At 65.8% G+C, this 25,453-nt stretch carries 27 protein-coding genes and 2 tRNA genes; 14 read left to right on the forward strand and 15 right to left on the reverse strand.

Annotation, left to right across the window (positions count from 1 at the left end; genetic code table 11):
- Positions 1-87: 87 nt before the first annotated feature.
- Together AC1RQK_RS16275 and AC1RQK_RS16280 are read left to right on the forward strand one after the other, a co-directional pair.
- A complete protein-coding gene (locus AC1RQK_RS16275; RefSeq protein ID WP_492809867.1) occupies positions 88-1,041 on the forward strand; it encodes a bestrophin family protein in 954 nt (317 codons plus the stop codon).
- Between the two features lie 187 nt (positions 1,042-1,228).
- Complete coding sequence (locus AC1RQK_RS16280) at positions 1,229-2,116, forward strand: class I SAM-dependent methyltransferase (RefSeq protein ID WP_052494454.1); 888 nt, start codon at positions 1,229-1,231, stop codon at positions 2,114-2,116.
- 72 nt (positions 2,117-2,188) lie between these two features.
- Here AC1RQK_RS16280 and AC1RQK_RS16285 read toward each other — a convergent pair whose 3' ends face one another.
- Positions 2,189-2,755, reverse strand: coding sequence for a DUF1415 domain-containing protein (locus AC1RQK_RS16285; RefSeq protein WP_492376652.1), 567 nt, complete (start codon positions 2,753-2,755; stop codon positions 2,189-2,191).
- A gap of 70 nt (positions 2,756-2,825) precedes the next feature.
- Complete coding sequence (locus AC1RQK_RS16290) at positions 2,826-3,218, reverse strand: hypothetical protein (protein ID WP_492809869.1); 393 nt, start codon at positions 3,216-3,218, stop codon at positions 2,826-2,828.
- Between the two features lie 133 nt (positions 3,219-3,351).
- Between AC1RQK_RS16290 and AC1RQK_RS16295 the strand changes: the two genes are divergently transcribed.
- Positions 3,352-4,620 carry a TIGR03862 family flavoprotein gene (locus AC1RQK_RS16295; protein WP_492387117.1) on the forward strand — a complete coding sequence of 423 codons (1,269 nt, stop codon included), beginning with the start codon at positions 3,352-3,354 and terminating at the stop codon, positions 4,618-4,620.
- Between the two features lie 16 nt (positions 4,621-4,636).
- Here AC1RQK_RS16295 and AC1RQK_RS16300 read toward each other — a convergent pair whose 3' ends face one another.
- On the reverse strand, positions 4,637-6,259 hold the full coding sequence (locus tag AC1RQK_RS16300) for an NAD(P)/FAD-dependent oxidoreductase (protein WP_492809871.1): 1,623 nt from the start codon (positions 6,257-6,259) through the stop codon (positions 4,637-4,639).
- 187 nt (positions 6,260-6,446) lie between these two features.
- Between AC1RQK_RS16300 and AC1RQK_RS16305 the strand changes: the two genes are divergently transcribed.
- Positions 6,447-6,752 (forward strand): single-stranded DNA-binding protein, encoded by a 306-nt coding sequence (locus AC1RQK_RS16305; RefSeq protein ID WP_492809873.1) that lies wholly within the window; start codon positions 6,447-6,449, stop codon positions 6,750-6,752.
- Positions 6,753-6,831: 79 nt separating this feature from the next.
- Here AC1RQK_RS16305 and AC1RQK_RS16310 read toward each other — a convergent pair whose 3' ends face one another.
- Positions 6,832-7,197 (reverse strand): hypothetical protein, encoded by a 366-nt coding sequence (locus tag AC1RQK_RS16310; protein WP_492375020.1) that lies wholly within the window; start codon positions 7,195-7,197, stop codon positions 6,832-6,834.
- 174 nt (positions 7,198-7,371) lie between these two features.
- Between AC1RQK_RS16310 and AC1RQK_RS16315 the strand changes: the two genes are divergently transcribed.
- The 3 genes from AC1RQK_RS16315 to AC1RQK_RS16325 all read left to right on the forward strand — a co-directional run bounded on the left by AC1RQK_RS16315 (position 7,372) and on the right by AC1RQK_RS16325 (position 11,072).
- Positions 7,372-8,814, forward strand: a complete 1,443-nt coding sequence (locus AC1RQK_RS16315) for an aminotransferase-like domain-containing protein (protein ID WP_492375019.1) — start codon at positions 7,372-7,374, stop codon at positions 8,812-8,814.
- Positions 8,815-8,988: 174 nt separating this feature from the next.
- Complete coding sequence (locus AC1RQK_RS16320) at positions 8,989-9,390, forward strand: hypothetical protein (RefSeq protein WP_492375018.1); 402 nt, start codon at positions 8,989-8,991, stop codon at positions 9,388-9,390.
- A gap of 206 nt (positions 9,391-9,596) precedes the next feature.
- Positions 9,597-11,072 carry a sensor domain-containing diguanylate cyclase gene (locus AC1RQK_RS16325; RefSeq protein WP_492375017.1) on the forward strand — a complete coding sequence of 492 codons (1,476 nt, stop codon included), beginning with the start codon at positions 9,597-9,599 and terminating at the stop codon, positions 11,070-11,072.
- 90 nt (positions 11,073-11,162) lie between these two features.
- On the opposite strand, the gene lpxO is transcribed toward AC1RQK_RS16325, so the two are convergent.
- A complete protein-coding gene (gene lpxO / locus AC1RQK_RS16330) occupies positions 11,163-12,065 on the reverse strand; it encodes a lipid A hydroxylase LpxO (RefSeq protein WP_492375016.1) in 903 nt (300 codons plus the stop codon).
- A gap of 191 nt (positions 12,066-12,256) precedes the next feature.
- A complete protein-coding gene (locus tag AC1RQK_RS16335) occupies positions 12,257-12,568 on the reverse strand; it encodes a hypothetical protein (protein WP_150986268.1) in 312 nt (103 codons plus the stop codon).
- 279 nt (positions 12,569-12,847) lie between these two features.
- On the opposite strand from AC1RQK_RS16335, the gene AC1RQK_RS16340 reads away from it, so the two are divergent.
- On the forward strand, positions 12,848-13,150 hold the full coding sequence (locus AC1RQK_RS16340) for a hypothetical protein (RefSeq protein WP_492375015.1): 303 nt from the start codon (positions 12,848-12,850) through the stop codon (positions 13,148-13,150).
- A gap of 129 nt (positions 13,151-13,279) precedes the next feature.
- Here the strand turns inward: AC1RQK_RS16340 and AC1RQK_RS16345 are convergent, their stop codons facing one another.
- A complete protein-coding gene (locus tag AC1RQK_RS16345; protein WP_267605928.1) occupies positions 13,280-13,963 on the reverse strand; it encodes a Fe2+-dependent dioxygenase in 684 nt (227 codons plus the stop codon).
- Between the two features lie 240 nt (positions 13,964-14,203).
- On the opposite strand from AC1RQK_RS16345, the gene AC1RQK_RS16350 reads away from it, so the two are divergent.
- Complete coding sequence (locus AC1RQK_RS16350; protein ID WP_492375013.1) at positions 14,204-14,491, forward strand: hypothetical protein; 288 nt, start codon at positions 14,204-14,206, stop codon at positions 14,489-14,491.
- Positions 14,492-14,614: 123 nt separating this feature from the next.
- Positions 14,615-15,055 (forward strand): hypothetical protein, encoded by a 441-nt coding sequence (locus tag AC1RQK_RS16355; protein WP_492809878.1) that lies wholly within the window; start codon positions 14,615-14,617, stop codon positions 15,053-15,055.
- 129 nt (positions 15,056-15,184) lie between these two features.
- On the opposite strand, the gene AC1RQK_RS16360 is transcribed toward AC1RQK_RS16355, so the two are convergent.
- The 4 genes from AC1RQK_RS16360 to AC1RQK_RS16375 all read right to left on the reverse strand — a co-directional run bounded on the left by AC1RQK_RS16360 (position 15,185) and on the right by AC1RQK_RS16375 (position 16,951).
- A tRNA-Met gene (locus AC1RQK_RS16360) sits at positions 15,185-15,260 on the reverse strand.
- Between the two features lie 113 nt (positions 15,261-15,373).
- Entirely contained in the window at positions 15,374-15,655 is a 282-nt protein-coding gene (locus tag AC1RQK_RS16365; protein ID WP_492809880.1) for a hypothetical protein, read from the reverse strand.
- A 114-nt stretch (positions 15,656-15,769) separates the two neighbouring features.
- Positions 15,770-16,600, reverse strand: coding sequence for a DUF1266 domain-containing protein (locus AC1RQK_RS16370; RefSeq protein ID WP_492809882.1), 831 nt, complete (start codon positions 16,598-16,600; stop codon positions 15,770-15,772).
- Between the two features lie 274 nt (positions 16,601-16,874).
- A tRNA-Arg gene (locus AC1RQK_RS16375) sits at positions 16,875-16,951 on the reverse strand.
- Between the two features lie 123 nt (positions 16,952-17,074).
- Between AC1RQK_RS16375 and greB the strand changes: the two genes are divergently transcribed.
- Positions 17,075-17,638, forward strand: a complete 564-nt coding sequence (gene greB / locus AC1RQK_RS16380; protein ID WP_492375010.1) for a transcription elongation factor GreB — start codon at positions 17,075-17,077, stop codon at positions 17,636-17,638.
- A gap of 77 nt (positions 17,639-17,715) precedes the next feature.
- On the opposite strand, the gene AC1RQK_RS16385 is transcribed toward greB, so the two are convergent.
- The 4 genes from AC1RQK_RS16385 to AC1RQK_RS16400 form a co-directional block, all read right to left on the reverse strand.
- Positions 17,716-20,133, reverse strand: a complete 2,418-nt coding sequence (locus AC1RQK_RS16385; RefSeq protein ID WP_492375025.1) for a RelA/SpoT family protein — start codon at positions 20,131-20,133, stop codon at positions 17,716-17,718.
- 257 nt (positions 20,134-20,390) lie between these two features.
- On the reverse strand, positions 20,391-20,594 hold the full coding sequence (gene rpoZ, locus AC1RQK_RS16390; protein WP_006162413.1) for a DNA-directed RNA polymerase subunit omega: 204 nt from the start codon (positions 20,592-20,594) through the stop codon (positions 20,391-20,393).
- 84 nt (positions 20,595-20,678) lie between these two features.
- Positions 20,679-21,332 (reverse strand): guanylate kinase, encoded by a 654-nt coding sequence (gene gmk / locus AC1RQK_RS16395; RefSeq protein WP_043344606.1) that lies wholly within the window; start codon positions 21,330-21,332, stop codon positions 20,679-20,681.
- A gap of 5 nt (positions 21,333-21,337) precedes the next feature.
- A complete protein-coding gene (locus AC1RQK_RS16400; protein ID WP_150986275.1) occupies positions 21,338-22,279 on the reverse strand; it encodes a YicC/YloC family endoribonuclease in 942 nt (313 codons plus the stop codon).
- 178 nt (positions 22,280-22,457) lie between these two features.
- On the opposite strand from AC1RQK_RS16400, the gene AC1RQK_RS16405 reads away from it, so the two are divergent.
- The 3 genes from AC1RQK_RS16405 (at position 22,458) to rph (ending at position 25,453) form a co-directional block, all read left to right on the forward strand.
- Entirely contained in the window at positions 22,458-23,507 is a 1,050-nt protein-coding gene (locus AC1RQK_RS16405) for a serine/threonine protein kinase (protein ID WP_492375008.1), read from the forward strand.
- A 171-nt stretch (positions 23,508-23,678) separates the two neighbouring features.
- A complete protein-coding gene (locus AC1RQK_RS16410) occupies positions 23,679-24,593 on the forward strand; it encodes a PP2C family protein-serine/threonine phosphatase (protein ID WP_492375007.1) in 915 nt (304 codons plus the stop codon).
- 140 nt (positions 24,594-24,733) lie between these two features.
- The gene (gene rph / locus AC1RQK_RS16415) at positions 24,734-25,453 is read left to right on the forward strand and encodes a ribonuclease PH (protein WP_150986278.1); all 720 of its coding nucleotides are present in this window, start codon (positions 24,734-24,736) and stop codon (positions 25,451-25,453) included.

Genomic DNA, 25,453 nt, shown 5'->3' on the forward strand with positions numbered 1-25,453 from the left:
CGCAGCCCGCACCCCACCGCCCGAGGCGAAAAATGTACACTTCTGCCCATCGACGGAACGCCGTGCCGCAATGCCAGGGGATCACAGATGATTGTGCGAGACCGCCCATCGGGACTGAGGTTGTTCCTGGTCCTGCGAGGCTCGATCCTGTCGCGCATCTGGCGCGTGCTGCTTGTGAACTTGCTGGTAGCGGTTGCCGTCACGCTCAGCCACGGCGCGTTCTTCCAGCACAAGGTCACGCTCACGGCCATTCCCTTCACGCTGATCGGCCTGCCGCTGGCCATCTTCCTGGGCTTTCGCAATACCGCCGCCTACGATCGCTTCTGGGAAGGGCGCAAGCTGTGGGGAGAGCTGGTGGTGCGCAGCCAGAACCTGGCACGGCAATGCCTCAGCCTGATCGCCGACAACGTGCCGGACAGCGCCGGCCATAAACCGGCGGGCCTGAGCGACGCGCGCGTGCGCATGATCTCCCGCACCATTGCCTACGCGTACGCGCTGCGCAACCGTTTGCGCGGCGCCAGCGCCGCCACCGGCCTGGACCCCGCGTGGCTGCGCCCGGCGGAACTCGCAGACCTGCAGCGCACCACCAATGCGCCCGCCTTGCTGATGATGCGCATGGGCGAAGACCTGGGCCAGTGCGTGCGGCAGCACCGCGTCGAGCCCTGCCTCGCCGCCGGCATCGACGACACCTTGTCGGCCATGATGGCCACGGCGGTGGCGTGCGACCGCATCCACAACACGCCCATCCCGTTCTCGTACACGCTGCTGCTGCACCGTACCGCCTACCTGTATTGTTTTTTGCTGCCGTTCGGGCTGGTGGATACCATCGGCTTCGTCACGCCCGTGGTGGTGGCCATCGTGGCCTACACCTTCTTCGGCCTGGATGCGCTGGGCGATGAGCTGGAAGAACCGTTCGGCACCAGCGCCAACGACCTGCCGCTCGATGCGCTCTGCCGCACCATCGAGATCGGCATGAAGGAAGCGCTGGGCGAGACCGCGCTGCCGCCACCGCTGGTCCCCGTGGATTACTGCCTGCTATAGCGGGCCTCTTCAGGGGGCCTGTTTAGGGGGCCTGTTCAGGGGCCCGGCAAGGCGGCGCCGGCATGCGCCGGTTGCACCACTCGCCCCGGGCAAGCGCGACTTTCGGTAAACTGCCGCTGTACCGGCGCAGCGTCGTCCGGCTTTGGCGCACGCCTCACCGCTTTTCTCCAGGTTCCAGACATCCCAGATGGCCCAGAAGTCCCCGGCGTCCAAGACGCCCGCCGCACCGGCGCCCAGCCCCCACGAAATCCGTCCCGGCCAGTCCATCGAGCTGCTCAAGGCGCTGCATATCCTCACGCGCGACGGCAAGATGAACCAGGACAGCCGCCGCAAGCTCAAGCAGGTCTACCACCTGTTCCAGTTCATCGAGCCGCTGCTGCAGGACCTCAAGCAGGATCACCCCGACGTGACGCTAGTCGACCACGGCGCCGGAAAGTCCTACCTCGGCTTCATCCTGTATGACCTGTTCTTCAAGGCACAGCTCGACCAGTCGCACATCTACGGTATCGAGACGCGCGAAGAGCTGGTGCGCAGCTCGCAGGAGCTCGCCAGCCGGCTCGGCTTCAAGGGCATGTCGTTCCTGAACCTGTCGGTTGCGGATTCGATCACGTCCGATCAGCTTCCGCCCACCATCGACATCGTCACCGCGCTGCACGCCTGCAACACGGCCACGGACGATGCGATCCGTTTCGCGCTGGAAAAGCACGCCAAGTACATCGTGGTGGTGCCGTGCTGCCAGGCCGAGGTGGCGGGCGTGCTGCGCAAGAACAAGGGCAAGCTGCTGGCCGGCAATCCGCTGACCGAAATCTGGCGCCACCCGCTGCATACGCGTGAGTTCGGCAGCCAGGTGACCAACGTGCTGCGTTGCCTGCAGCTCGAGGCGCATGGCTACCAGGTCAGCGTGACCGAGCTGGTGGGCTGGGAGCACTCGATGAAGAACGAGCTCATCATCGCGCAGTACAAAGACCTGCCGCGCCGCCGCCCGGCGGAGCGGCTGAACGAAGTGCTACGCACGCTGGGACTGGAAGAGATGGAAGCGCGCTTCTATACGCAGGAGCCGGCTGCTGCCGGCTGAGACTGACTCGCGCCATGCGTGCGGCGCGTTGCCGTCCGCAAGTTGAAACGCGCCGCTTTGACGGCGCGTTTTTTATGTCCCGCTGGCCTCGGTCATCAGCTTGCGCCAGCCGTCGTGGCCGAGCCGGCGCATGGTTTCCTGGTTACGCTCGTAGATATCCGACGCATCGGGAAAAGCCGCCACGGCTCGCGCGATGCTGTCCTCGCGCAGCAGGTGCAGGATGGGGTAAGGCGCGCGGTTGGTGTAGTTCTCGATGTCGTCCGGCTCGCTGCCGCCGAACTCGTAATGCGGATGGAAGCTGGCGATCTGCAGGATGCCCGCCAGGCGCAAGCTCTTGAGCAGACGCTCGGCGAAATAGAGGAAATCGTTGTAGTCGAGAAACCCGGCCAGCGCGTGTGGCACGATCAACAGGGTCGTGTCGATCTCGGCAGGGTCGGCATCGGCGAGCGTGCGCAACTCGGTTTCGAGATCGGCGAGCACGCCCTCGGTATCGGTGGCATCGCTCACCGTGTAGCGGATCTGCCGCTTCACGTGCACGGCCTTGGCGAAGGGGCACAGGTTGAGGCCGATCACCGCGCGTTCCAGCCATTGCTGGGTGGCGTCTACGATGAATTGGCTGGATGGTGAAGCGATGGGCATGGCGATGCGTGACGAAGGGAACAGCGCTAAACCGCTATTTTAGCCTCCCGCCCAAGCAGGCCAAAGGCGCTCAGCGCCGCGGCCCGTAGATCTGCCTGGCCAGCGCGTCCGCCTGGCGCATGGCCGCATCGCGCTCGGTCGTGCTCAGCTTTGCGCAGACGTACTCCAGGTTGGCGGTGTCCAGGTCGGTGACATGGCGCTCGCCAGACAGCACGATCACCTTGCGCCACATGCAGGCCTTGACGCGGTCGCGCTCCAGCCCGAGGCAGCCGGACTGCAGGCAGTACGAGAGGTTGCGCTGGGACAGGAAATCGCCTTTCATTGCCTTTTCCTGCAGCCCCTGCGCGGTTTCCTGCGCGAGCGCCGGGTGCACGCCGGCTACAAGACCCAGCAAGACCAGCAGGACCAGCACGAAGGCCCGCGCGGCGGGAAGAGGCAACGACAAGCGGGACGGCAAGGGCATGAGAGGCGCGGGAGACCCGTGGCACGAGGCAAGGGGCGATATTAGCACTTGCCCCTGGCCTATATAATCCGATCCGCCGCACCCTGCCTTGCGCCCCTTTGCGCGATCGACCGCCTTGCCCCGGATTCAACCCATGTCTGCACCCACCGCCCCCCTCCCCGCCGCCAGCGTCGCCGTGATCGGCGGCGGCCCCGCAGGCCTGATGGCGGCGGAGGTGCTGGCCGCGCGCGGATTGCGCGTGGACGTGTATGACGCCATGCCCTCGGTTGGCCGCAAGTTCCTGATGGCCGGGCGCGGTGGCATGAACCTCACGCATTCCGAAGCGGCGCAGCCCTTCCTCGGGCGCTATGGCAAGCGCAGCGCGCAGATCGCGCCGCTGCTGGCCGGCTTCGATCCACAAGCGCTGCGCGGCTGGGTGCACGGCCTCGGCATCGAGACCTTCGTCGGCAGCTCGGGCCGCGTCTTCCCCACCGACATGAAAGCCGCGCCGATGCTGCGTGCGTGGCTGCACCGCCTGCGCGAGGCCGGCGTGCAGTTCCATATGCGCCATCGCTGGCTGGGCTGGGACGATGCATCGGGCCGGCTGCGCTTTGCCACGCCCGATGGCGAGCTGCTGGTCCGGCCCGATGCCACAGTGCTGGCGCTTGGCGGCGGCAGCTGGGCACGCCTGGGTTCCGACGGCGCATGGGTACCGCTGCTGGCCGCGCGCGGCGTGGACATCGCCCCTTTGCGCCCCGCCAACTGTGGCTTCGACGTAGCCTGGAGCGAGCACTTCCGCACGCGTTTTGCCGGCCACCCGCTCAAGGCCGTGGCCATCGGGCTGCGCGAGCGCGATGGCGTGGAGCACTATCGCCAGGGCGAGTTCGTCATCACGGCCGGCGGCATCGAGGGGAGCCTGGTCTATGCGCTGAGCGCGCCAATGCGCGACCTGCTCGAAGCCACGGGCGAGGCCACGATCCATCTCGACCTGGCGCCCGGCCTGCCCGCCGCACGCGTGGCAGACGCGGTGCAGCGCCCGCGCGGCGCGCGCTCGCTATCGAGCCACCTGCAGAGCAAGCTGGGCATCACCGGCGTCAAGGCCGGCTTGCTGCGCGAATGCTTGTCAAAAGAAGAATTTGCCGACCCCGCGCGGCTGGCGGCGGCGCTCAAGGCGCTGCCCGTGCGCCTGCTGCGCGCGCGCCCGATCGATGAAGTGATCAGCAGCGCGGGCGGCGTCGCGTTCGAGGCGATGGACGCGCAATTGATGCTGCGCGCCGTGCCGGGCGTGTTCTGCGCCGGCGAGATGCTGGACTGGGAAGCGCCCACCGGCGGCTACCTGCTGACCGCCTGCTTTGCCAGCGGGCGCGCGGCCGGGCTGGGAGCCTCGGCCTGGCTGGAAGCGACCGGGGCTGCCGGGCGCTAAGCCAGCCTGGGCTCGCTCAGGCCGCCTTGCCGTTGACGATGCTCAACGCCACGGCCTCGGCCACTTCGATGCCATCGATGGCCGCGGAGTAAATGCCGCCCGCATAGCCGGCGCCTTCGCCGGCCGGGTACAGCCCTTCCACGTTCATGCTCTGGTAGTTGTCCTTGCGGCGGATGCGCAGTGGCGACGACGTGCGCGTTTCCACGCCGGTCAGCACCGCGTCATGCATGGCAAAGCCGGCGATCTTCTTGTCCAGTTCCGGCAGCGCTTCGCGGATGGCTTCGATGATGTAGTCGGGCAGCGCGGTGGACAGGTCCGTCGGCGTGACACCCGGCTTGTAGGAGGGCTCGACCGCGCCCATCGCCGTGGACGGCCGGCGCGCGATGAAGTCGCCCACCAACTGCGCCGGCGCGTTGTAGTTGCGCCCGCCAAGTTCGAACGCGCGCTCTTCCCAATGGCGCTGGAAGGCAATGCCGGCCAGCGGGCCGCCGGGGAAATCCTCCGGCGTGATGCCCACCACGATGCCGGCATTGGCATTGCGCTCGGCGCGGATGTACTGGCTCATGCCGTTGGTCACCACGCGGCCCGGCTCCGAGGCCGCGGCCACCACCGTGCCACCCGGGCACATGCAGAAGCTGTAGACCGCGCGTCCGTTGCTGGCGTGGTGCACCACCTTGTAGTCCGCCGCGCCCAGCAGCTTGTTGCCGGCGAACTTGCCAAAGCGGCTGCTGTTGATCATGCCCTGCGGATGCTCGATGCGGAAACCCAGCGAGAACGGCTTGGCCTCCATGAACACGCCGCGCTCATGCAGCATCTCGAAGGTGTCGCGCGCGCTGTGGCCCACCGCCAGGATAACGTGGTCGGCCTGCAGGTACTCGCCGTTGGACAGCTTGAGGCCGCGCATCTTGCCGCCCTCGATATCCACGTCCTCGACGCGGGTCTCGAAGCGGACCTCGCCGCCCAGCGCGAAAATCTCGGCGCGCATCTTCTCCACCATGCTGACCAGGCGGAAGGTGCCGATGTGCGGGCGCGCGAGGTAGAGGATGTCCTCCGGTGCGCCGGCCTTGACGAACTCGTCGAGCACCTTGCGGCCGTAGTGCTTCGGGTCCTTGATCTGGCTGTAGAGCTTGCCGTCGGAGAAAGTGCCCGCCCCGCCCTCGCCAAACTGCACGTTCGACTCGGGGTTCAGCACGCTCTTGCGCCACAGGCCGAAGGTGTCCTTGGTGCGCTCGCGCACTTCCTTGCCACGCTCCAGGATGATGGGCTTGAAGCCCATCTGCGCCAGGATCAGGCCGGCGAGCAAACCGCACGGGCCCATGCCGATCACCACCGGGCGCAGCGTGGTGCCCGGTGCGGGTGCCTGGGCGACGAAACGGTAGGCCATGTCCGGCGTCACGCTCCAGTTCGGCTTGCCGGCCATGCGCTGGATCGCCGCGGCTTCGTCCTTCACCGCGATATCGAGGATGTAGGTGAGCTTGATATCCGAGCGCTTGCGGGCATCGTGCGCGCGGCGGTACACGGTGAACCCGGTCAGGCCATCGGCCTTGACGCCGAGCTCGGCGAGGCGGGCGAGGACCACGGCCTCGAGATCGCTCTCGGCGTGGTCGAGCGGGAGTTTGACTTCACTTAGACGTAGCATGGGAACCTGGAATTCTGCGGCCGGGGGGTCAGCCCTGGAAGGGGCGCTGACTGCACTCTGGTTGAGCGTCGGGCTGGCCGGACCGCAATTTTATCGTTTTTAGGGCCAGGGTCCGCATTCTCTGCCACGAGAGCGCGAAATTGTGAGATCTTCCGCACCCCGGCAAGATAACCAGCAAGGAAGAAAGATGATCGACGCACTAGTCAGCGGCCGGCTCCACGGCCACGCCAGCGAACGTACCGGCCAGGGCGGCAGCCAGTACGTGACCGCCAAGCTCAAGGCAGCGATCAACGATGGCGACACCGTCATCGTCAATGTGATCGCGTTTGCCGACAAGGTGCGCGCAGGGCTGCTGGCGCTGGAGGACGGCGAATCGGTCGCGCTGTCAGGCAGCCTCACGCCCAAGGTCTGGACCGACAAGAACGGCGACACGCGGCCCGCCCTGGACCTGGTGGCCCATGCCATGCTGAGCGCGCACGGCCAGCAGGACTGACCGCCCCAAGGGCGGCTGTCCCGGCCAGGTGCGCGTCAGGCCTGCGCCGGCTCGTCCCCGTCGTTGCGCTCCCGCTTATTCATGCCTGCGCCCGCCGCAGCCAGCCAGTCCACCAAGGCCCGGCCGCTGGTGCCTGCAGGCGCAGCGTGGCCGCCTGTCGGGCCAGCACTTCCACCCAGCCGGGCGACAGCGCCACCACGCTGCCGGCAGGCAGGCGGCGCGGCTGCCGCCACACGGTGCCGGCCAGCCAGCGCGGCGCCTCGGTGAGCTCGATTTCGCCCTCCAGCACGCACAGGGTGGTGCCGGCCTTGGCATGGAAGCGCAGCACGCGGCTGCTTTCCAGGTCGATTGCCTGTGCTTGCGGCTCGGCGCCAGCCGGCATGGCGGGCGTGGGCTGCACGGGCTGGACAGTGGGGATGATCGGGTCTGAACGATAGCTTTGCATGATGCCAGCTCCCTGGCTTTGACAGGGTTCCAGACTACCGATGCGGGCCGGCCCAAAACAGGCACACGCCCTGGGCTTGTGCACCGTAACAGAGGCATAACAGAGCATCTGTTACGATACAGAAGACCCTGATCTGTATCTGTTGCGCCGACCTCCGCCGCGCCACCATGCCGCATGGAATCCGCCCCCCTCTACCGCCAGCTTGCCCAGCACTACCTGCACGCCATTGAAACGGGCGTTTTGAAGCCGGGGGACCGCGTGCCCTCCGTGCGCACGCTGATGGAGCTGCACGGCGTGAGCCTGTCGACCGCGCTGCAGGCCTGCCGGCAGATGGAAAGCGATGGCCTGCTCGAGGCCAGGCCGCGCTCGGGCTACTTCGTGCGGCACCGCCGGCACAAGCCGCTGGCGCCGATCGAAGAGCCTGCCGCCACGTTGCCGGACCCCGCGCAATATGTGGGCATCCATGAGCGCATTTCCGCCATCACAGCGCGCGGGCGCCAGCAACCGGTCGCGGTGAACTTTGCCGGCGCCTGTGGCGCGCCCGCGCTGTACCCGGCGCAAGACCTGCGCAATGCGGCGGCGCGCGCGCTGCGCCTGCACCCGCAGCTGTTCGGCAGCGCGGCAGATTCCGGCGGCCATCCAGCCTTTCGCGCCGTGCTGGCGCGCAACGCGCTGCTCTCGCGCATCACGGTCGCGCCGGAAGATATCCTGGTGACCCACGGCTGCACCGAGGCGCTTAACCTCGCCCTGCGCGCGGTGGCACAGCCCGGCGACGTGATTGCCGTGGAGTCGCCCACCTACTACGGCCTGCTGCAGATCCTGGAGAGCCTGGGCATGCGCGCGCTGGAGATTCCCAGCAGCCCGCAGACCGGCATCTCGCTCGAAGCGCTGGAACTGGCGGCGCAGACCTACGACAACATCCGCGCCGTGGTGGTGGTGCCAAACCTGCAGAATCCGCTGGGCAGCATCATGCCGGACGCCAACAAGGCGCAGCTGGTGGCCTGGTGTGACGCGCGCGCCATCGCGCTGATCGAGGACGATTGCTTCTCCGCCCTGGCGGACGGGGACGCGCCGCTGGCCGCCCTCAAGGCCTGGGACCGCAGTGGCGGCGTGATCCATTGCGCCTCGCTGCACAAGATCCTGGCTCCCGGCATGCGGCTGGGATGGATCGCCGCGGGCAAGTGGCAGGCGCGCGTGGAAATGCTCAAGCACAGCCAGTCGCGGCCCAACGAGTTGCTGGCGCAGATGGCCGCGGCCGAGTTCATGGGTTCCGGCGCGTTCGAGCGGCACCTGCGGCGCCTGCGCGAGCAATTGCGCAGCCAGCGCGCGCAGGTGGCGCAGGCGATTGCCGCCGAGTTTCCTGCCGGCACGCGTGCCTCCAACCCGAACGGCGGCCTGCACCTGTGGGTCGAGCTGCCGGGCTCGGTCCCGTCCGAGGCCGTGTTCGACCAGGCCATGGCGGCCGGCATCCGCGTCGTGCCCGGCGTGATGTTCTCCAACTCCAACCGCTTCGACCATTTCCTGCGGCTCAATTGCGGCACGCCGTTCACGCCTGAGATCGAGCGCGCGTTGCGCACGCTCGCCGCGGTGGTGGCGCGCTTGGCGGACCAGCCCTAGCGGCCGATGGTGGATGGCAGGCGGCGGGCATGGCGCGCCACATCCGTCGCCTCGCGCCACCATTCGCTCCTGGCATCGCGCCGTTCATCGCAGCGCGCTTGGCGGCGGCGGACCGGCCCGGCATCCTTGCGAGCATTGCCGAAACCGGCAGGCCGCGCTCCCAAGGAGAACCATATGCCGCACCCCTCCCTCCCGCTCGCCATCGATACCGTGGGCTCCGCCCTGCGCCTTTGCACCGCCCGCCGCGCCGACCCGGCGCATCGCCTGGCACGCACCGATGCCAGGGCTGGCCTGGACACCAAAGACAACGCCGCGCGCACGGAGCATGACCAGGGACAAAGCAGCCCCCCCCGGCTTGCCGATACCATCGGCCGGGTTCCTGTCCAGACCTTGACTGAGATGACTCATGCCAACCCCGCTGCCAGCGGCAAGCTCAATGAACTGCGCACCCTGGCTTCGCACCTGACCGCCGGCTCGCTGTTGCAGGCGGCCACGCTGCAATTGATCGCCGAGCAAGAGAACGCGCAGCACCGGTACGCCCCCGCGCGCATCGCCGAGCTCTCCCGCCAGGGCTGACGCGCCGGCGGGCGCCAAGTGTGGGTATTTACGCCACACACCACCCATTTCCTCCCCTGCTGCCCTATGCTATCGCTCGCAGCGAGCATGGCGGCGGCCCCGGCAAATCCGAGGCGGCGCAAAGCCAGCCGTGCCACACGCGTGCCAGCTCTGGCCCGCGCCGAACAGGATTTGGATGGGGGATTGGATTGGGAAAAGACGCATTGATGGCAACGACCGACACGTCGCGGATCGACAACGAATACAAAGCCTTGTTCCAGCTGGCGCCGGTCTCGCTGTGGCTGGAAGACTTCAGCGCCGTGCGCGAACAATTCCAGGCCCTGCGCGCGCAGGGCGTGACCGACCTGCGCAGCCACCTGCGCGCCAATCCGGAGGAAGTCGCGCACTGCTCGGCACGGATCCGCGTGCTGGACGTGAACCAGCGCACGCTGGACCTCTTCCGCGCCGCCGACCTCACCGACCTCGTCAATAACCTCGACACCGTCTTTCGCGACGAAATGTTCGACCAGCACGTCGAGGAACTCGGCCAGCTGTGGGACGGCGAATTGCGCTTTTCAAGCCAGACCGTCAACTACACGCTGGAAGGCAAGCGGCTGGACATCCGCCTGGATGCCACCGTCATGCCCGGCCATGAGGCCACCTGGGAACGCGTGCTGCTGTCGATCGAGGACATCACCGCGCGCGTGGCCACCGAACGCGAGCTGCGCCGCAGCGAGCAATACGCGCTGGGCCTGTTCGAGCATTCTCCGGTCTCGCTGTGGGTCGAGGATTTCAGCGCGGTCAAGGTGCTGCTCGATGAAGTCCGCGGCGCGGGCATCTCGGATTTCCGCACCTTCCTCAACGTGCATCCGGATTTCATTTCCCGCTGCATGCAGGAAATCCGCGTGCTCGACGTCAACCAGCAAACCCTGCTGATGTTCAGCGCGTCGACCAAGGAAGAGCTGCTCTCGCGCCTGGGCGACGTGTTCCGCGACAATATGCGCATCCAGTTCGCCGAGCAGTTGATCGACCTCTGGAACGAGAAACTCTGGCAGCAGCGCGAAGTCATCAACTACGCGCTGGATGGCCGGGCCGTGGACGTGTTCATGCAGTGGTCGGTGTTCCCCGGCCGCGAGGCGGAATGGGACCAGGTGCTGGTGTCGCTGACCGACATCACCGCGCGCAAGAAGGCCGAGGCCTACGTCGAATTCCTCGGCAAGCACGACGTACTGACCAAGCTCTACAACCGCGCCTACTACGAAGATGAGCTCGCGCGGCTGGGCCGCAAGGGCCCGTGGCCGGTCAGCGTGATCGCGGTCGACCTGAACGGCCTGAAGCAGGTCAACGACCAGCTCGGCCACGGTGACGGCGATGCGCTCCTGCGCCGCACCGGCGAGGCGCTGAAAAAGGCCGTGGGCGACCAGGCCTGCGTGGCGCGGGTCGGGGGCGACGAGTTCATGGTGCTGCTGCCGGCGCGCGACGAGCGCGGCGCGGCCACAGTGGTCGAGCAGATCCACCAGGTGGTGGAGCTCAACAACCAGTTCTATCCGGGCACCGCGCTCAGCCTGTCGATCGGCACCGCAAGCTGCAGCGCATCGGACCGCCTGAGCGACGCCGTCAAGCTGGCCGACGCCCGCATGTACCAGGCCAAGCGCGCCCACTACGAGGCGCTCGACGACGAGCGCGAGCGGCGGCGCCGATAGGCCATCGCCGATGGGCAAAAGAAAGGGCCGGCATCAGCCGGCCCTTTCTTCTTGCGCAGTAATGCTTTCGAGCTTTCGAGCTTTCGAGCGTTACAGGTACACGATCAGCGCCACGCCGGCGGCGATCAGGCCGAACTTGACCACGTAGTAAGCCGGCCGGCTCCACGCCTTGAAACGCCGGCGATACTGGCCGCAAATCCAGACAAAGCGGAACAGGCGGTTGATCATGCCGGTCTGGTCGGACTCTTCGTTGGGCGAGCTCGCCGCGGTCATGACCTTGCGGCCCAGCCAGCGGTTGATCTTGCCAGCCCAGCCGAAGCGCATCGGACGCTCGATATCGCAAAACAGGATCAGCCGATTGCTGTCGCTCTTGTTCTCCGCCCAGTGCAGGTAGGTCTCGTCGAACACCACGCCCTCGCCATCACGCCAGCTATGGCGCTCGCCGTCGACCTCGATAAAGCAGCGGTCGTCGTTAGGCGTGGCCAGGCCCAGGTGATAACGCAGCGAGCCCGCGAACGGATCGCGGTGCGGATTCAGCTTGCCGCCAGGCGGCAGCTCGGCGAACATCGCCGCCTTCACGCTCGGCAGGCCGCGCAGCAGCTCCACCGTGCGCGGGCACAGGACCTCGGCCGACGGATGGCGGGCTTCGTACCATTTCAGGTAGAAACGCTTCCAGCCGTACTTGAAAAACGAGTTGAAACCGGCATCGTTGTTCTTGTCGGCGGCCTTGATCTTGCGCATGGCAGCCAGGGCCAGGCCTTCGTCGCGAATCTCCGGCCACGCAGCGCGGATCTTCTCCAGCTCGGGAAAACGCTCGACGGGGATGTAGGGCGTGCGCGGCACGCCGGAAAAGATGTACATGAAGCAGTTGACCGGGGCCACCAGGGCCGAATGGTCGAGCAACTGGCGCCAGATGCGCAGCCTCACCTTGCCGCGGAAATGCACGTACAGGATCGCTCCCAGGTACGCCGCGACGATTATCCACTTGATCACCCGAAATCCTCCATATCAGCAGTACCGCGCGCAGTTGCATACGCGTAGCAACGCGACGGTGTCGGGGGCGAAAACCCGTAGTGTATCGAAATGGGAGGCGCCCTGCTGGATGATAGCGATACGCCACACGCCGATCCATCGCTCAGGATCGGCAGCGCAAGCGGCCTAAGCCGCCGGAGGGCGGCCCCGCCTCAGGGCGTGCCGCGGGATTGCCGGGCGATGCGCTCGATCAGCGCGTTGGCGTCGTCCGGCAAGCCCTGCAGCGTCAGCAGGCGCGCGTTGAGTACCATGTTCTCCAGCACCAGCTTGGCGGTGGAAGCCCACATGGTCGCCAGCAACGCGTCCACCGGCATGCCGGCCGTCTCCATGGCGCTGGAGCGCTGCGCCACCAGGCGGCACACCAACGCGCGCAGCGTGGCGTCGTCGAAAGGCAGGTCGGCATAGTCGATGGGGTCTTCCTTCTCGACTTCCACCATCAGTTGCAGCAGCATGTCTTCGGTCATCGGCAAGCTCCCAGGAAGGCTTCAAGGGTCGGATGGTCCTGTTGATGACGCTAATCCTCGGCCCTTGCGTTGTCAATGTGGTGGCCGATCGGCACTGGCGCATTGGCACAATGACGCAATGACAACAGGCACCGGGCCCGGCACCCGCACCCGCGCCTGGGACGGGGACAGGGACATCCGATGACTCAGGGTAAGCGATAGACAGGTCCCATCAATCAGCAATGAACAAAGCGTGTAAGCTCCGGTCTGATCTTTACTTCCAACCAAACACCAGAGTTCATGACCGAGCGTTTGTTGTCAGCCATGCGTCAATACGCATGGTTCAGTGGTGTCAAGCACCACGTGGTCCAAGGTGTCGAAGCGCTGGCTACCTTGCTCAAATCTCCCGCAGTCGCAGCCCGCGCAGTGGCTGCCATCGTTGCAGAAACCGAACAGGGCGTGCAGGTGTGGGTGTCCTACTTCGGCAAGCCGATGGATCCGCATACCCAATACGTGTTCTGGCCGATGCAGCGCGCGCTCAAGCCCGCGCGACGACGCGTAGCCATGGCCCCGCTGCCACCGCAGCACCGGGATCGCCGCTAGCCTCGCTGCACCATGCATCGCGAATGGCTGGCCGATGCCGGCGATTCGCGAGTATCAAGCCGAGGCATCCTGCCTCAACATCCCCTCCCCGCTTCGCTCCCCCGTTTCCCTCGTTTCCCACGCCGCCGCTCAGGCGTCGGCCCAGCGCCGCAGCAGGTTGTGATACACGCCGGTAAGCCCCACCACGGCCGCGTCCTTGTGCCCCAGTGCCTGGCCGACACGCTGGATCTGCGTATCGAGCTCAAACAGTACCGAACGCTGACCCTCGTCGCGCACCATGCTTTGAATCCAGAAAAATGACGACACGCGCGCGCCGCGCGTGACCGGGCTGACGTGGTGCAGGCTGGTCGCCGGGTACAGCACCATATGCCCCGCTGGCAGCTTCACGCGTTGCTGCCCGTAGGTATCCTCCACCACCAGTTCGCCGCCGTCGTAGTCTTCCGGCTCCGTCAGGAACAGCGTCGCCGAGAGGTCGCTGCGCACGCGGAAGTTGGTGCCGCGCAGGTGGCGGATCGCGTTGTCGATATGGTTGTCGAACGCGTGCCCGCCCTCGTAGCGGTTGAACAAGGGCGGATAGACCTTGAGTGGCAGCGCGGCCGAGATAAAGAGCGGATTGGCGCCCAGCGCATCCTGGATCAGGTCGCCTACCTGGCGCGCTACCGGCGAGCCTTCGGGCAGTTGGAGGTTGCGCTTGGCCAATGCCGACTGATGCCCGGAAGTGGCGTTGCCGTCGGTCCACTCAGCCGCGTCCATCCAGGCGCGGCATTGGGCAACCTGCGCCTTTGTCAGCACATCGGGGATCTGCAGCATCATGATTTCAATTACCTCGGCAAGACGGTTGGCCCGGGGCACCTTGCCGTGCCCCAGGCGAGCGCCGATTGTAAGAGAAAGCCATCGATCATACAAATGGGAATCATTATCAGTAACGACTGACCTTGACCTGACGCAAGCCCTGTACAGGGGAGCCGCCCTGTAGGCCTTGTGCCGACATGCGTCGGGCATGCGGCCTACTACAATGGATTGCACCCAGCCCACATTGCCAAGGAGACGGAAATGCCCGAACCGGTACACGACGAAGCGTTGGTCAACCTCTACCTCGAGCAGATTTCCGCCCTGTCGATCAGCGCCTTCGATGGCGCGGATGTGACCGAGGAACTGGGACAGGTCGTGCGCGAGGCCGTCGGTCAGTGCGGCGCAAGCAAGACCGCCCCGCAGGGCAATAACCTGCGCGTGCTGATCGAGCGCTTGACGGCCCGGTCCGAGGCAGCGGCGCGCGAAGGCCAGCCGCAAGTGCGAGACACGTTTTCGCGCGCGGCCGAACTGGCCCGGGCGCCCGCCTGAATCTCTGGCAGGCGCTGTGCGGGCGCAAGCCAGCGCGACACTGAACCACTCAGCGGATCACAGTCTCTTATTGTTATCGCCCGGCGCCCGCCGGGCGCGATCCGTTGGCGAACCCGAAGCCCCATGCACCGCGCCTTGCTCCGCTTGTTGTTAACTGTGACAGTGCTGTGCGTGGGCGCGTGCGCCGGATACCCTTACTACGACCCTTACGACAGCTACAACCCCTACGATCCCTACGGGTTCTACGAGGGCGGCGTAGCCTATCCCGCTGGCACTTACGCCTACGGGTATGGGTACGACTACGCGCTGCCCTACTATGGCGGGTTCTACGGCCCCGCCTTCTACTACGGTTACGGCGGCTATCACGGCTATCACGGCTATCGCGCCTATGGCTACTATCGCGGCCCCGGCTACCACGCGGGCGGGCCACGATACTACGGCGGCTATCACTATCACTCCGGCATGGCGCACGGCTACTACCATGGCGGTGGTGGCTGGAGAGGTACGGGAGGTACGGGAGGCGCACGAGGCGGACGCAGCGGAGGCGGCCGCGGGCGGCACTGATCAGCGCGAACCCATGGCGCACGCAATGCAAAGCGGCCCCGCGCAACGCTCGGGTTTCGTACCTTTGGGAATTTTCAGAACTTGGCCAGGACGGCCCGGAGACTAGCTTCGGAGACCAGAAAAGGTCTTTGGTTGCGGGGGCAGGACTTGAACCTGCGACCTTCGGGTTATGAGCCCGACGAGCTGCCAACTGCTCCACCCCGCGTCCGAGAGGCCGGATTATGGTGGATCCCGCCGCGCATTGCAATCGCTTTGTGACGTCATCGTGAAAAACCCGCCATCGAGCACACCTCGCGCACGGCAAGGACGACATGCCCGCTAGTCCGTCACCGGCCCCACCAGCCTATCCACGAGCTGATAGGCCGCAGCGAACGCAGCGACCTCGGCAGCGTGCCGGGTAGCAAACTGCGCGCCGTCGCCCGACAAGCGCTCGATGTCGCCGGCATCGGAGGGATCCGCCCCCTCCTGGCAGACGCGCACCTCGTACCCCCACTGGGCGACCTTGCCCAAAGCCGGGACGCCGCCGTCACCCGGCTTCGATACGAGGACATAGACGTCCATGCCCCGATACGCCTCCACCCGCCAGTCCGCATTGCTCATTGGATCCTCCCATGGCTCTTGCCGCAAGCAAGAAGCATAGCGCCTGGCGCCCGCCCCAACGCGCTCCTGAACCAGCCTATGCCGCCAGCACCGGCCCCGCAAGACGGCGCGCGCCTATACACCATGGCGCGCAGCGTGATAGCGCACCCCGCGCATAGGACTATCCGAATCGTCGAGGCAATGCCGGACAAACGCCAGCTGCCGCTGCAAACCCGCGCCAGGCCCGGCCCACATTGCCCGGCCCAGCAGGTAGCTCACCGCAACCTCCTGCCAGGACGCCATCTGCGCGAAGACCTGCGACGCCGCCTGCTCGATCACGGCCCAGGACTGCGCCTCGGTTTGCATGCCACAGTCGTAGGCGGCCCGCGCGACATGTATCGCCCGGCTCATGTCCCAGGCCAGCACGCCACGCGCAAGATCGACCCGCGAGCCGAGCAGGCGACTCGCGCGCAGGTCCGGCATGGCGCGCTCGAGATTGTCAATGCAATGGGCAAGGCGCACCGGATCGAAGCGATCATTGAGCAGCACGATCTCACGCTCGCGCGCCGTGCGCGGCACCGAGAACAGGATCCGGCAGACCTGCGGATACAGCGCGCGGTGCCCCTCCTCCAGCAGCCACGCCAGCGTGCCCCGCGCCTCGCCGGCCGTATGGATATGCCAGTCGGCAGCCAGCGCGCCCGCCTGCGTGCGCGAATCCACACCGGTGGCAAGGGTGCTGACGTTAAGGGTCAACCGCGCATCGTGCAAAAAGCCCACCAGCAAACTGCACGTGCGCTCGCCGATGGCCGACGCAGCCTTGCCCTCGATCGCCTGGCTACAGACACGGTCTTGCAAGACCGGCCCGCGCTCCGCCGCTGGCGGCATGCCCGGCTTGCGCTGACGGCATGCGGCACTGGCCACAACGGCGAGCACGGCGGCACAGACGAACCACGGCAACGATCGCATCGCAAGACGCTCCAGAGGAAAGCGCGATCGCTCGGCCCGGCAGATCGGGAAGCAGCAGCAAGAGAGCAATCCGGTTATGAACGCGCGAGGATGCGCACCGGAATAGAGATTAGCGAGAGGAAGCTCGGCGCACGATGAGACAGGTCTCAATCGCGGCGATTGCCGTCGACGCACGGCGGAACGCCGTAGAATGGCCAGACCAGGAACCGAGAGCGTTGGCGGAAGCCAAAATGAAAAAAGAGCTTCCATTTCTGGAAGCTCTTTTTGCAATGAGTGGTGCGGCTGGCAGGATTCGAACCCACGACCCCTTGGTTCGTAGCCAAGTACTCTATCCAACTGAGCTACAGCCGCACTCGAGAAAGAAATTATAACGTACTTTTGAAATTTGGGAACCCCCCTGCCCCACTTTTTTTGCTTTTCCCGCCGGCAGGCCGCCGCTTCCTATAATGACAGCCCCGCAGATGTGATCGGATCATGAACAAGGCATTTGTCAAAGAGTCACCCGGCGACGAGGACGACGACCTTCCCGAAGGCGCCACCCCGCTGCCACCCGGCACCAAGAACTACATCTCGGCGCAAGGCTACCAGCGCTTGCGCGATGAACTGATGCACCTGATCGACACGGCGCGCCCGGAGGTGGTCCAGATCGTTTCGTGGGCCGCATCCAATGGCGATCGTTCCGAGAACGGCGATTATCACTACGGCAAGAAGCGCCTGCGCGAGATCGACCGCCGCATCCGCTTCCTGACCAAGCGCCTGGAGAAGGCCGAGGTGGTGGACCCGTCCCTGCAGGGCGACAACGACCAGATCTTTTTCGGCGCCACCGTCACCTATGCCGACCAGGCCGGCGAGGAAACCACCGTGACGATCGTCGGCACCGACGAGGTCGACCTCGACAGCAACCACGTGAGCTGGATCTCGCCGATCGCGCGCGCGCTGCTCAAGGCGCGCGAAGGCGATACGGTGCCGCTGCGCACGCCAGCCGGGGTGGAGCAGATCGATATCCTGAAAGTCAGCTATCCCGGCAGGGAAGCGTAACCGATCGCCGCCGCGCAGCCGGAAAAGCACTGAGCCCGGCTCGGCCGGGCTCAGTGCTTGCGTGCGGGAAGGCTGCGTCAGCCGTCGTTGCGGTCGCGGAAGATGCGGATGACGTCGGGGTTGCGCCGCAGAGCCCGCATCACGTTGGCAAGATGCAGGCGGTTCTGCACCTGGATGATGAACTGCATGTAGGTGGCTTCCTGATGGCCGCCCTCCTGCTGCTCCATCGCCACGTGCGCGACGTTGGCGTCGGCCGACGTCAGGTCGGCCGCCACGCGGGCGACGATGCCCTTGACGTTGCGCACCATCACCTTGATCGACACATCGAACGAGCGCGTGGTCTTCTTCGCCCACATCACATCGATCCAGTGCTCCGGGTCCTTGCTGTGCAGGCGCTTGGCTATCTTGCAATCCTGGACGTGAATCTGCAAACCCTCGCCCTTGCCCAGGTAGCCGACGATGGAATCGCCGGGAATCGGCCGGCAGCATGACGAGAAGATCATCGACATGCCTTCATCGCCGGTGATCGGCACCGCGGGGGCTTCTTCGCCAGCGAAGGTCTGCACGGCCGCCAGCAGCGCGCTGTCGACATCGCCGGAAAGCTCTTGCAGCAGGATCTCCATGCGCTTGGCCACGACGGCCGGCACGCGCCGCCCCAGCGCCAGGTCGGCAAAGATGTCCTCCTTGTGCTTGTTGCCGGTCCACTGCACCATGCGGTCCCACACCGACTGCGGCAGCGCCTTGAGCTCGATGCCGAGCTGTCGCGCCGACTGCTCCAGCAGGCGTTCGCCAAGCTGGATGGCTTCGTCGAGCCGGGTGGTCTTGAGATAGTGGCGGATGGCCGCGCGCGCCTTGCCGGTGCGCACGAACGCCAGCCACGCCGGATTGGGCTTGGAGTACGGTGCCGTCACCACCTCGACGATATCGCCGCTCTTGAGTTCCGTGCGCAGCGGCAGCAGCTCGTTGTTGATCTTGACCGCCACGCACTGGTTGCCGAGGTCGCTGTGCACGGCATAGGCGAAATCGAGTGCGGTGGCGCCGCGCGGCAGCGCGCGGATATGCCCCTTGGGCGTGAACACATAGACCGCATCCGGGAACAGGTCGATCTTGACGTGCTCGAGAAATTCCTGCGAATCGCCGGTCTGGCTCTGGATATCGAGCAGCGACTGCAGCCACTGGTGCGCCTGCTGCTGGATATCGTTGGCCTGGTCGGCCTGATGCTTGTACATCCAGTGCGCGGCCACGCCGGCTTCCGCGATCTGGTGCATGTCGCGGGTGCGGATCTGGAACTCCACCGGCGTGCCGAACGGGCCCACCAACGTGGTGTGCAACGACTGGTAGCCGTTGATCTTGGGAATGGCGATGTAGTCCTTGAACTTGCCCGGCATGGGCTTGTACAGCCCGTGCAGCGCGCCCATCGCCATATAGGTGTGCATCTGGGTTTCGACGACGACGCGGAAACCATACACATCGAGCACCTGCGAGAACGACAGCTGCTTGTCGTGCATCTTGCGGTAGATGCTGTAGAGCGTCTTTTCACGCCCCGACAGCTCCGCCACGATGCCCGCGTCGCCCAGCGCCTTCTGCGCCGTTTCGAGAATGCGCTTGACCACCTCGCGCCGGTTGCCGCGCGCGGCCTTGACCGCTTTTTCCAACGTGGCATAGCGGAACGGCGAACCAACCTTGAAGGACAGTTCCTGCAGTTCCCGGTACGTGGTGTTGAGACCGAGCCGATGCGCGATCGGCGCGTAGATCTCCATGGTCTCGAGCGCAATCCGGCGCCGCTTTTCCGGCGGCACGAAATCCAGCGTGCGCATGTTGTGGGTGCGGTCGGCCAGCTTGACCAGGATCACCCGCACATCGCGCGCCATCGCCAGCAGCATCTTGCGGAAGCTCTCCGCCTGCGCCTGCTCGCGGCTCTGGAATTCGAGCTTGTCCAGCTTGGTCAGGCCATCGACCAGCTCGGACACCTTGGGGCCGAATTTTTCCGCCAGCTCGCTCTTGGTGATGCCCTGGTCTTCCATCACGTCGTGCAGCAACGCCGCCATGATGGATTGGACATCGAGCTTCCAGTCGGCGCACAGTTCGGCCACCGCTACCGGATGCGTGATATAGGGCTCGCCGCTCTGGCGATACTGGCCGAGGTGAGCCTCGTCCGAGAACTGGAAGGCTTCGCGCACGTGCGCCTGATCCGCCGGCTTGAGATAAGCAAGCTTCTCCATCAGCCGGGTGATCGAGATCACCTGCTGGCGCGGGGGCACTGCGGGTTGCGAGGTCGGGCCGAAGAAGTGACGATAGGACTGCGCCAGCACCGCGTCGATGAAGAGCGCATCGCCCGGCGCCGCGCCCTGCGGCGCATCGCTCAGCTCACTTTCGGCGGCGGTCTGGGCGGCTCTTGCCTTGCCTGCACCCATTGCGGGGGCAACGGCACGCTCGCCAACGACATCGTTGCCAAGCGGATCGGGAAGATTGGGAGCGCCGGTACGCGCCGTCACGGTCGACTGACCGGGCACGGCGCGCTTGCGCTGAACGGGTGGCACTGCATCGCCACTCGCGTCACCAGTGGCTTCTCCGCGCGATCGCGCCGGCGTGGCCGTGGGGCTGGCCGTCGCGACAGGGGAGGAAGGCTGGGAGGAAGACATGTGGGCGGCTTCTGTAATCTGGCTGGTTAAGCAAGTACGCGAACAAGTACGTTAGCAGAGTCTCAATGCAAAGGTACGCGTTGCTAGGACTGGCCACCGCCGCCCGAAAATCAGGTCGGTACCTTCTTGAGCATCTCGATGCCGATCTGGCCCGAGGCGATCTCGCGCAGCGCCACGACCGTGGGCTTGTCCTTGGCCTCGACCTTGGGAGTGTGACCCTGCACCAGCTGACGGGCCCGGTACGTTGCCGCGAGCGCGAGCTCGAAGCGATTCGGGATGTGTTTCAGACAATCTTCGACGGTAATACGCGCCATATGTAATCCACCTCGGGACAAAACCTTATGCGATGCCGGCTATTTTACAGCACGCGGCAAGAAACGTTCCCGCCGCGCTCCGGATCAATGAATACCGAGCTCGATGAAGAGGTCGGCGTGACGCGCCTTTTGTGATGAAAAACGCAGACGGGTAGCGCGGATGACGCTGCGAAGCTGTTCGAGCGCCTGCTCGAAAACCTCGTTGATGATGACATAGTCCGACTCGGACGCGTGGGCCATCTCGCTGCCTGCTGCCAGCAGGCGGCGCACGATCACGTTCGGCTCGTCCTGGCCGCGCTTGTTCAGGCGTTCTTCAAGCGCTTGCAGCGACGGCGGCAGGATGAAGATCTCCATGGCGTTGGAAAAACGCTGGTGCACCTGCTGCGCGCCCTGCCAGTCGATTTCCAGCAGCACATCGTTGCCCTGGGCCATCTGTTGCTCGATCCACACTCGCGAGGTGGCGTAGTAGTTGCCGTGCACTTCCGCCCACTCGAGGAATTCGCCGCGATCGCGCGCCGCGCGGAACGCGTCCACGGTGGTGAAGTGGTATTCGCGGCCATCCTGCTCGCCGGGACGCGGCGCGCGGGTGGTGTGCGAGATGGATAGGCGAATGGCCTGGTCCTGCGCCAGCAGCGCGTTGACCAGGGTGGACTTGCCGGCGCCGGAAGGCGCCACCACCATGAACAGGTTGCCGGGATAGGCGGTGTCGATGGCGACGTGGGACGACGTTTCACTCATGATGATTATTCTAGGTTCTGAATCTGTTCTCGCATCTGCTCGATCAGCAGTTTGAGTTCCATGGCGGCATCGGCCAGTTCTTTGGCCGCTGATTTGGAGCCCAGCGTGTTCGCTTCGCGGTTGAGCTCCTGCATCATGAAATCGAGCCGCTTGCCAACCTGCCCGCCCTTCTTGAGGATATGCCGGGTTTCGTTCAGGTGGGCCTGCAGGCGCGACAGCTCTTCGGCGATGTCGATGCGGATGCCGTAGACCGTGGCTTCCTGGCGGATGCGCTCGCCGATTTCGTCTCGGCTCATTGAGGGCATGCCGCCGGGCGCGACCAGGTTGAAGGCCTCCTGCAGGCGTTCGGTGAGCTTGTCCTGGTGATGGGCGATCAATTGCGGGATGGTGGGCGTGAGGCGCTCGACGATGGCCAGCATGGCTTCGATGCGCTCGTCCAGGGTGGCCTTGAGCGCGTCGCCCTCGCGGCGGCGCGCTTCCAGCAACTGGCCCAGCGCTTCCTTGGCTGCGCCCGTCACGGCCTCGCGCAGGGCGTCCTGCGACAACTCGGGCTCAACCAGCACGCCGGGCCAGCGCAGGATCTCGCCCATGCGCAGCGAGCCGGCTTGCGTGAAGGTGGCTGCTACCGTGGCCTCGATCGAGCGGATCTGCGCCAGCAAGGCGTCGTTGAGCGCCAGCGTGGTGCCGCCGGCGCCGGCATCGGCGCGCTGCAGGTTGATGCGGCATTCCAGCTTGCCGCGCGACAGCTTCGCCATGAGCATTTCCCGCAGCGCCGGCTCGAAGGCGCGGCATTCTTCGGGAGCCCGGAAAAACAGGTCGAGGAATCGCGAATTGACTGTGCGGAACTCCACCGAAACGGATGCGGTCCTGCCGGTTGGCGCGCCTTGCGCGTCCGTCAGCGGCGCCTGGCGCGTCGCCAGGCCGTAGCCTGTCATGCTGTGGATCATTAAGTAGTCTCGCGAAATGGCCATCTGGCCGCATGGGTTCAAACAGCCCGGGGAGCCGGCAGCCCCGCAACCACGCTGGTTGAACGCCGAAAAGAGAGGCCAAAATGGCCGCTATTGTGTTCTTTACAAGTCTTCGATTAGTCAGGACAATCCGGAGGCAATCAAGGTCCCGAATCCTATGACAGAGCCAAAGGGCGCATCACCTCCAAAGAGCGCACCGCTGCCCATCGGCACGCTGCTGTCCAACTATCGTATTGTAAAGAAGTTGGCCAGCGGGGGGTTCAGTTTCGTCTACCTTGCCACCGACGAGACCGGCTCCCCTGTCGCGATAAAGGAGTACCTGCCGTCGTCGCTGGCACGCCGCCAGCCCGGCGAGCTGATCCCGGTGGTGCCCGAGGAAAGCGCGGCGTCGTTCCGGCTGGGGCTCAAGTATTTCTTCGAGGAAGGCCGCTCGCTGGCGAAGATTTCGCATCCCAGCGTGGTGCGCGTGGTGAATTTCTTCCGAGAGAATTCCACCGTCTACATGGTGATGAACTACGAGCTGGGCAAGACACTGCAGGAACACATCCTGCACGCGCGCCAGCAAGGCCGCGCCAAGGTGCTGCGCGAACACTTCATCCGCAAGGTCTTCCACGACCTGATGAGCGGCCTGCGCGAAGTGCATATCCACAAGCTGCTGCACCTGGACATCAAGCCCGGCAACATCTACCTGCGCGAAGACGAATCGCCCATCCTGCTCGATTTTGGTGCCGCCCGCCAGATCCTGACCATGGAGGCCGCGCGTTTCCAGCCCATGTACACGCCGGGCTTTGCCGCGCCGGAGCTGTACGGCAAGCATTCCGAGCTGGGCCCGTGGACCGACATCTACAGCCTTGGCGCCACGCTCTACGCCTGCATGGCCGGCATGCCGCCCCAGGAGGCCAACCAGCGCGAGAAGGACGACCGCATGGCGGACTCCATCACGCGACTGCGCGCCAGCTATACCGACGGCCTGGTGGACCTGGTCGAATGGTGCCTGCGGCTGCCCCCTTCCGAGCGGCCGCAGAGCGTGTTCCGGCTGCAAAAGGAGCTGCGCGAACAAACCAATGCACTAGGCGAGCAGGCCGCCGCGCCTGCAGCCGCGGCCGCCGAGCGCCCCCTCGCAAGCCGGTTCCTGACGCTGCTGCGCAAGCGCGAGGAGCCAGCCGCGGCAGTCCAGGCCAAGGAGGCCGGCGCAAGCGGCGAATAAAGCACGTAGTGGCGCCATCCCCCGCGCCATGCGCAGCCGCCTCCGTGCCCCCCTTCTGCCACCATTTACAACTATGATGAGAACCGTCGCCTCGCGGCCCGCCCGCACGCTGTGCCGGTGGAGCGCGCGGATGACGCCGCCGTCTCTCAAGAACTGACTCCTACAGCCACCATGCGATTCTCCGTCTACCAGGAAAGCAGAAAAGGCGGCCGCCGCATCAACCAGGACCGCATGGGCTATTGCTTTACGCGGGATGCCCTGCTGATGGTGCTGGCCGATGGCCTGGGCGGCCACGCGCTGGGCGAAGTCGCCGCGCAGCAAGCCTTGCAGACCCTGGCGCGCCAGTTCCAGGCCCAGGCCCGGCCTTCGATCCGCAATCCTGCCGATTTCCTGCAGGACACCATCATGCTGGCCCACCGGGAAATCCATCGCTACGCCGAGGCCAACCAGCTGGCCGACGTCCCGCGCACCACTGTGGTCTGCTGCCTGGTCCAGAACGGCCAGATCCACTGGGCCCACGCCGGCGACTCGCGCCTCTACCTGGTGCGCAAGGGCAACCTGCTGACCCGCACGCGCGACCACTCCAAGATCGAGAACCTGCTGCAGCAGGAGCGCGTGCTGCCAATGGATGTGGCCAACCACCCCGAGCGCAACAAGCTCTACAACTGCCTGGGTTCGCCCAACCTGCCGCTGATCGATATCGGCGGCCCGCTGCGGCTGGAGCCGGGCGACGTGGCGCTGCTGTGCTCCGACGGGCTGTGGGGCAGCATCGAAGAGCAACTGCTGATCGAGAAGGTCACCAACTTGTCCGTGGTGCATGCCATCCCGGACCTGATCGAGCAGGCGCTGCACAACGCCGGCGACGGCGCCGACAACACCACAGCCATCGCCATGATGTGGGAACTCGACGCCCACCTGTCCAACGAGGACTCGGTCGCCACCGAGACCCTGCCGCTCAACACGTTCACCACCTCGATCCTGGAGAACAACGGCGGCGATACCGACCTGCTCTCCGAGGAGGAGATCGAGCGCTCCATCGCTGAGATCCGCGCGGCGATCGACAAGACCAGCAATTTCATGCGCTGAGCCCGGGCCAAAGTACCGCCCGCGCCGCAATGGCGCGGGAATTCGCACGCCCCCGCGGGGGGAGTTGGCGCAGGACGCGCACGCGCAGCCCGGCGGCGTTAAAATCCGGGTCCTGAATCGATTTCCGAGAAAACCCCCACATGCGACCCAGCGGACGCGCAGCCGATGCGCTGCGCCCTATTGCTCTGACCCGCCACTACACCCGCCACGCCGAAGGTGCTGTCCTGAGTGCCTTTGGCGACACCAAGGTGCTGTGCACCGCCAGCGTGCTGGCCAAGGTGCCCCCCCACAAGAAGGGCAGCGGCGAAGGCTGGGTCACCGCCGAGTACGGCATGCTGCCGCGCGCCACCCACACGCGCTCGGACCGTGAAGCCGCCCGCGGCAAGCAGACCGGGCGCACGCAGGAGATCCAGCGCCTGATCGGCCGCGCGATGCGCTCGGTGTTCGATCTGTCCGCGCTGGGCGAATTCACCATTCACCTGGACTGCGACGTGCTGCAGGCCGATGGCGGCACCCGCACCGCGGCCATCACCGGCGCGTTCGTGGCCGCCCATGACGCTGTTTCCGCCATGCTGCGCGACGGCCAGATCAAGGCCAGCCCGATCCGCGACTTCGTTGCCGCCGTGTCGGTTGGCATGGTGGATGGCGTGGCCGTGCTCGACCTGGATTATGCCGAGGACAGCAACTGCGACACCGACATGAACGTGGTGATGACCGGCAGCGGCGGCTTTGTCGAAGTGCAAGGCACCGCCGAGGGCGTGCCGTTCAGCCGTGCCGATCTCGATGCGATGACGCGCATCGCCGAGCAAGGCATCGCCGAACTGGTGGCGCACCAGCGCCGCGCGCTGGGCCTGGCCTGA

The organism is Cupriavidus sp. GW822-FHT02D05 (genome assembly GCF_058802485.1).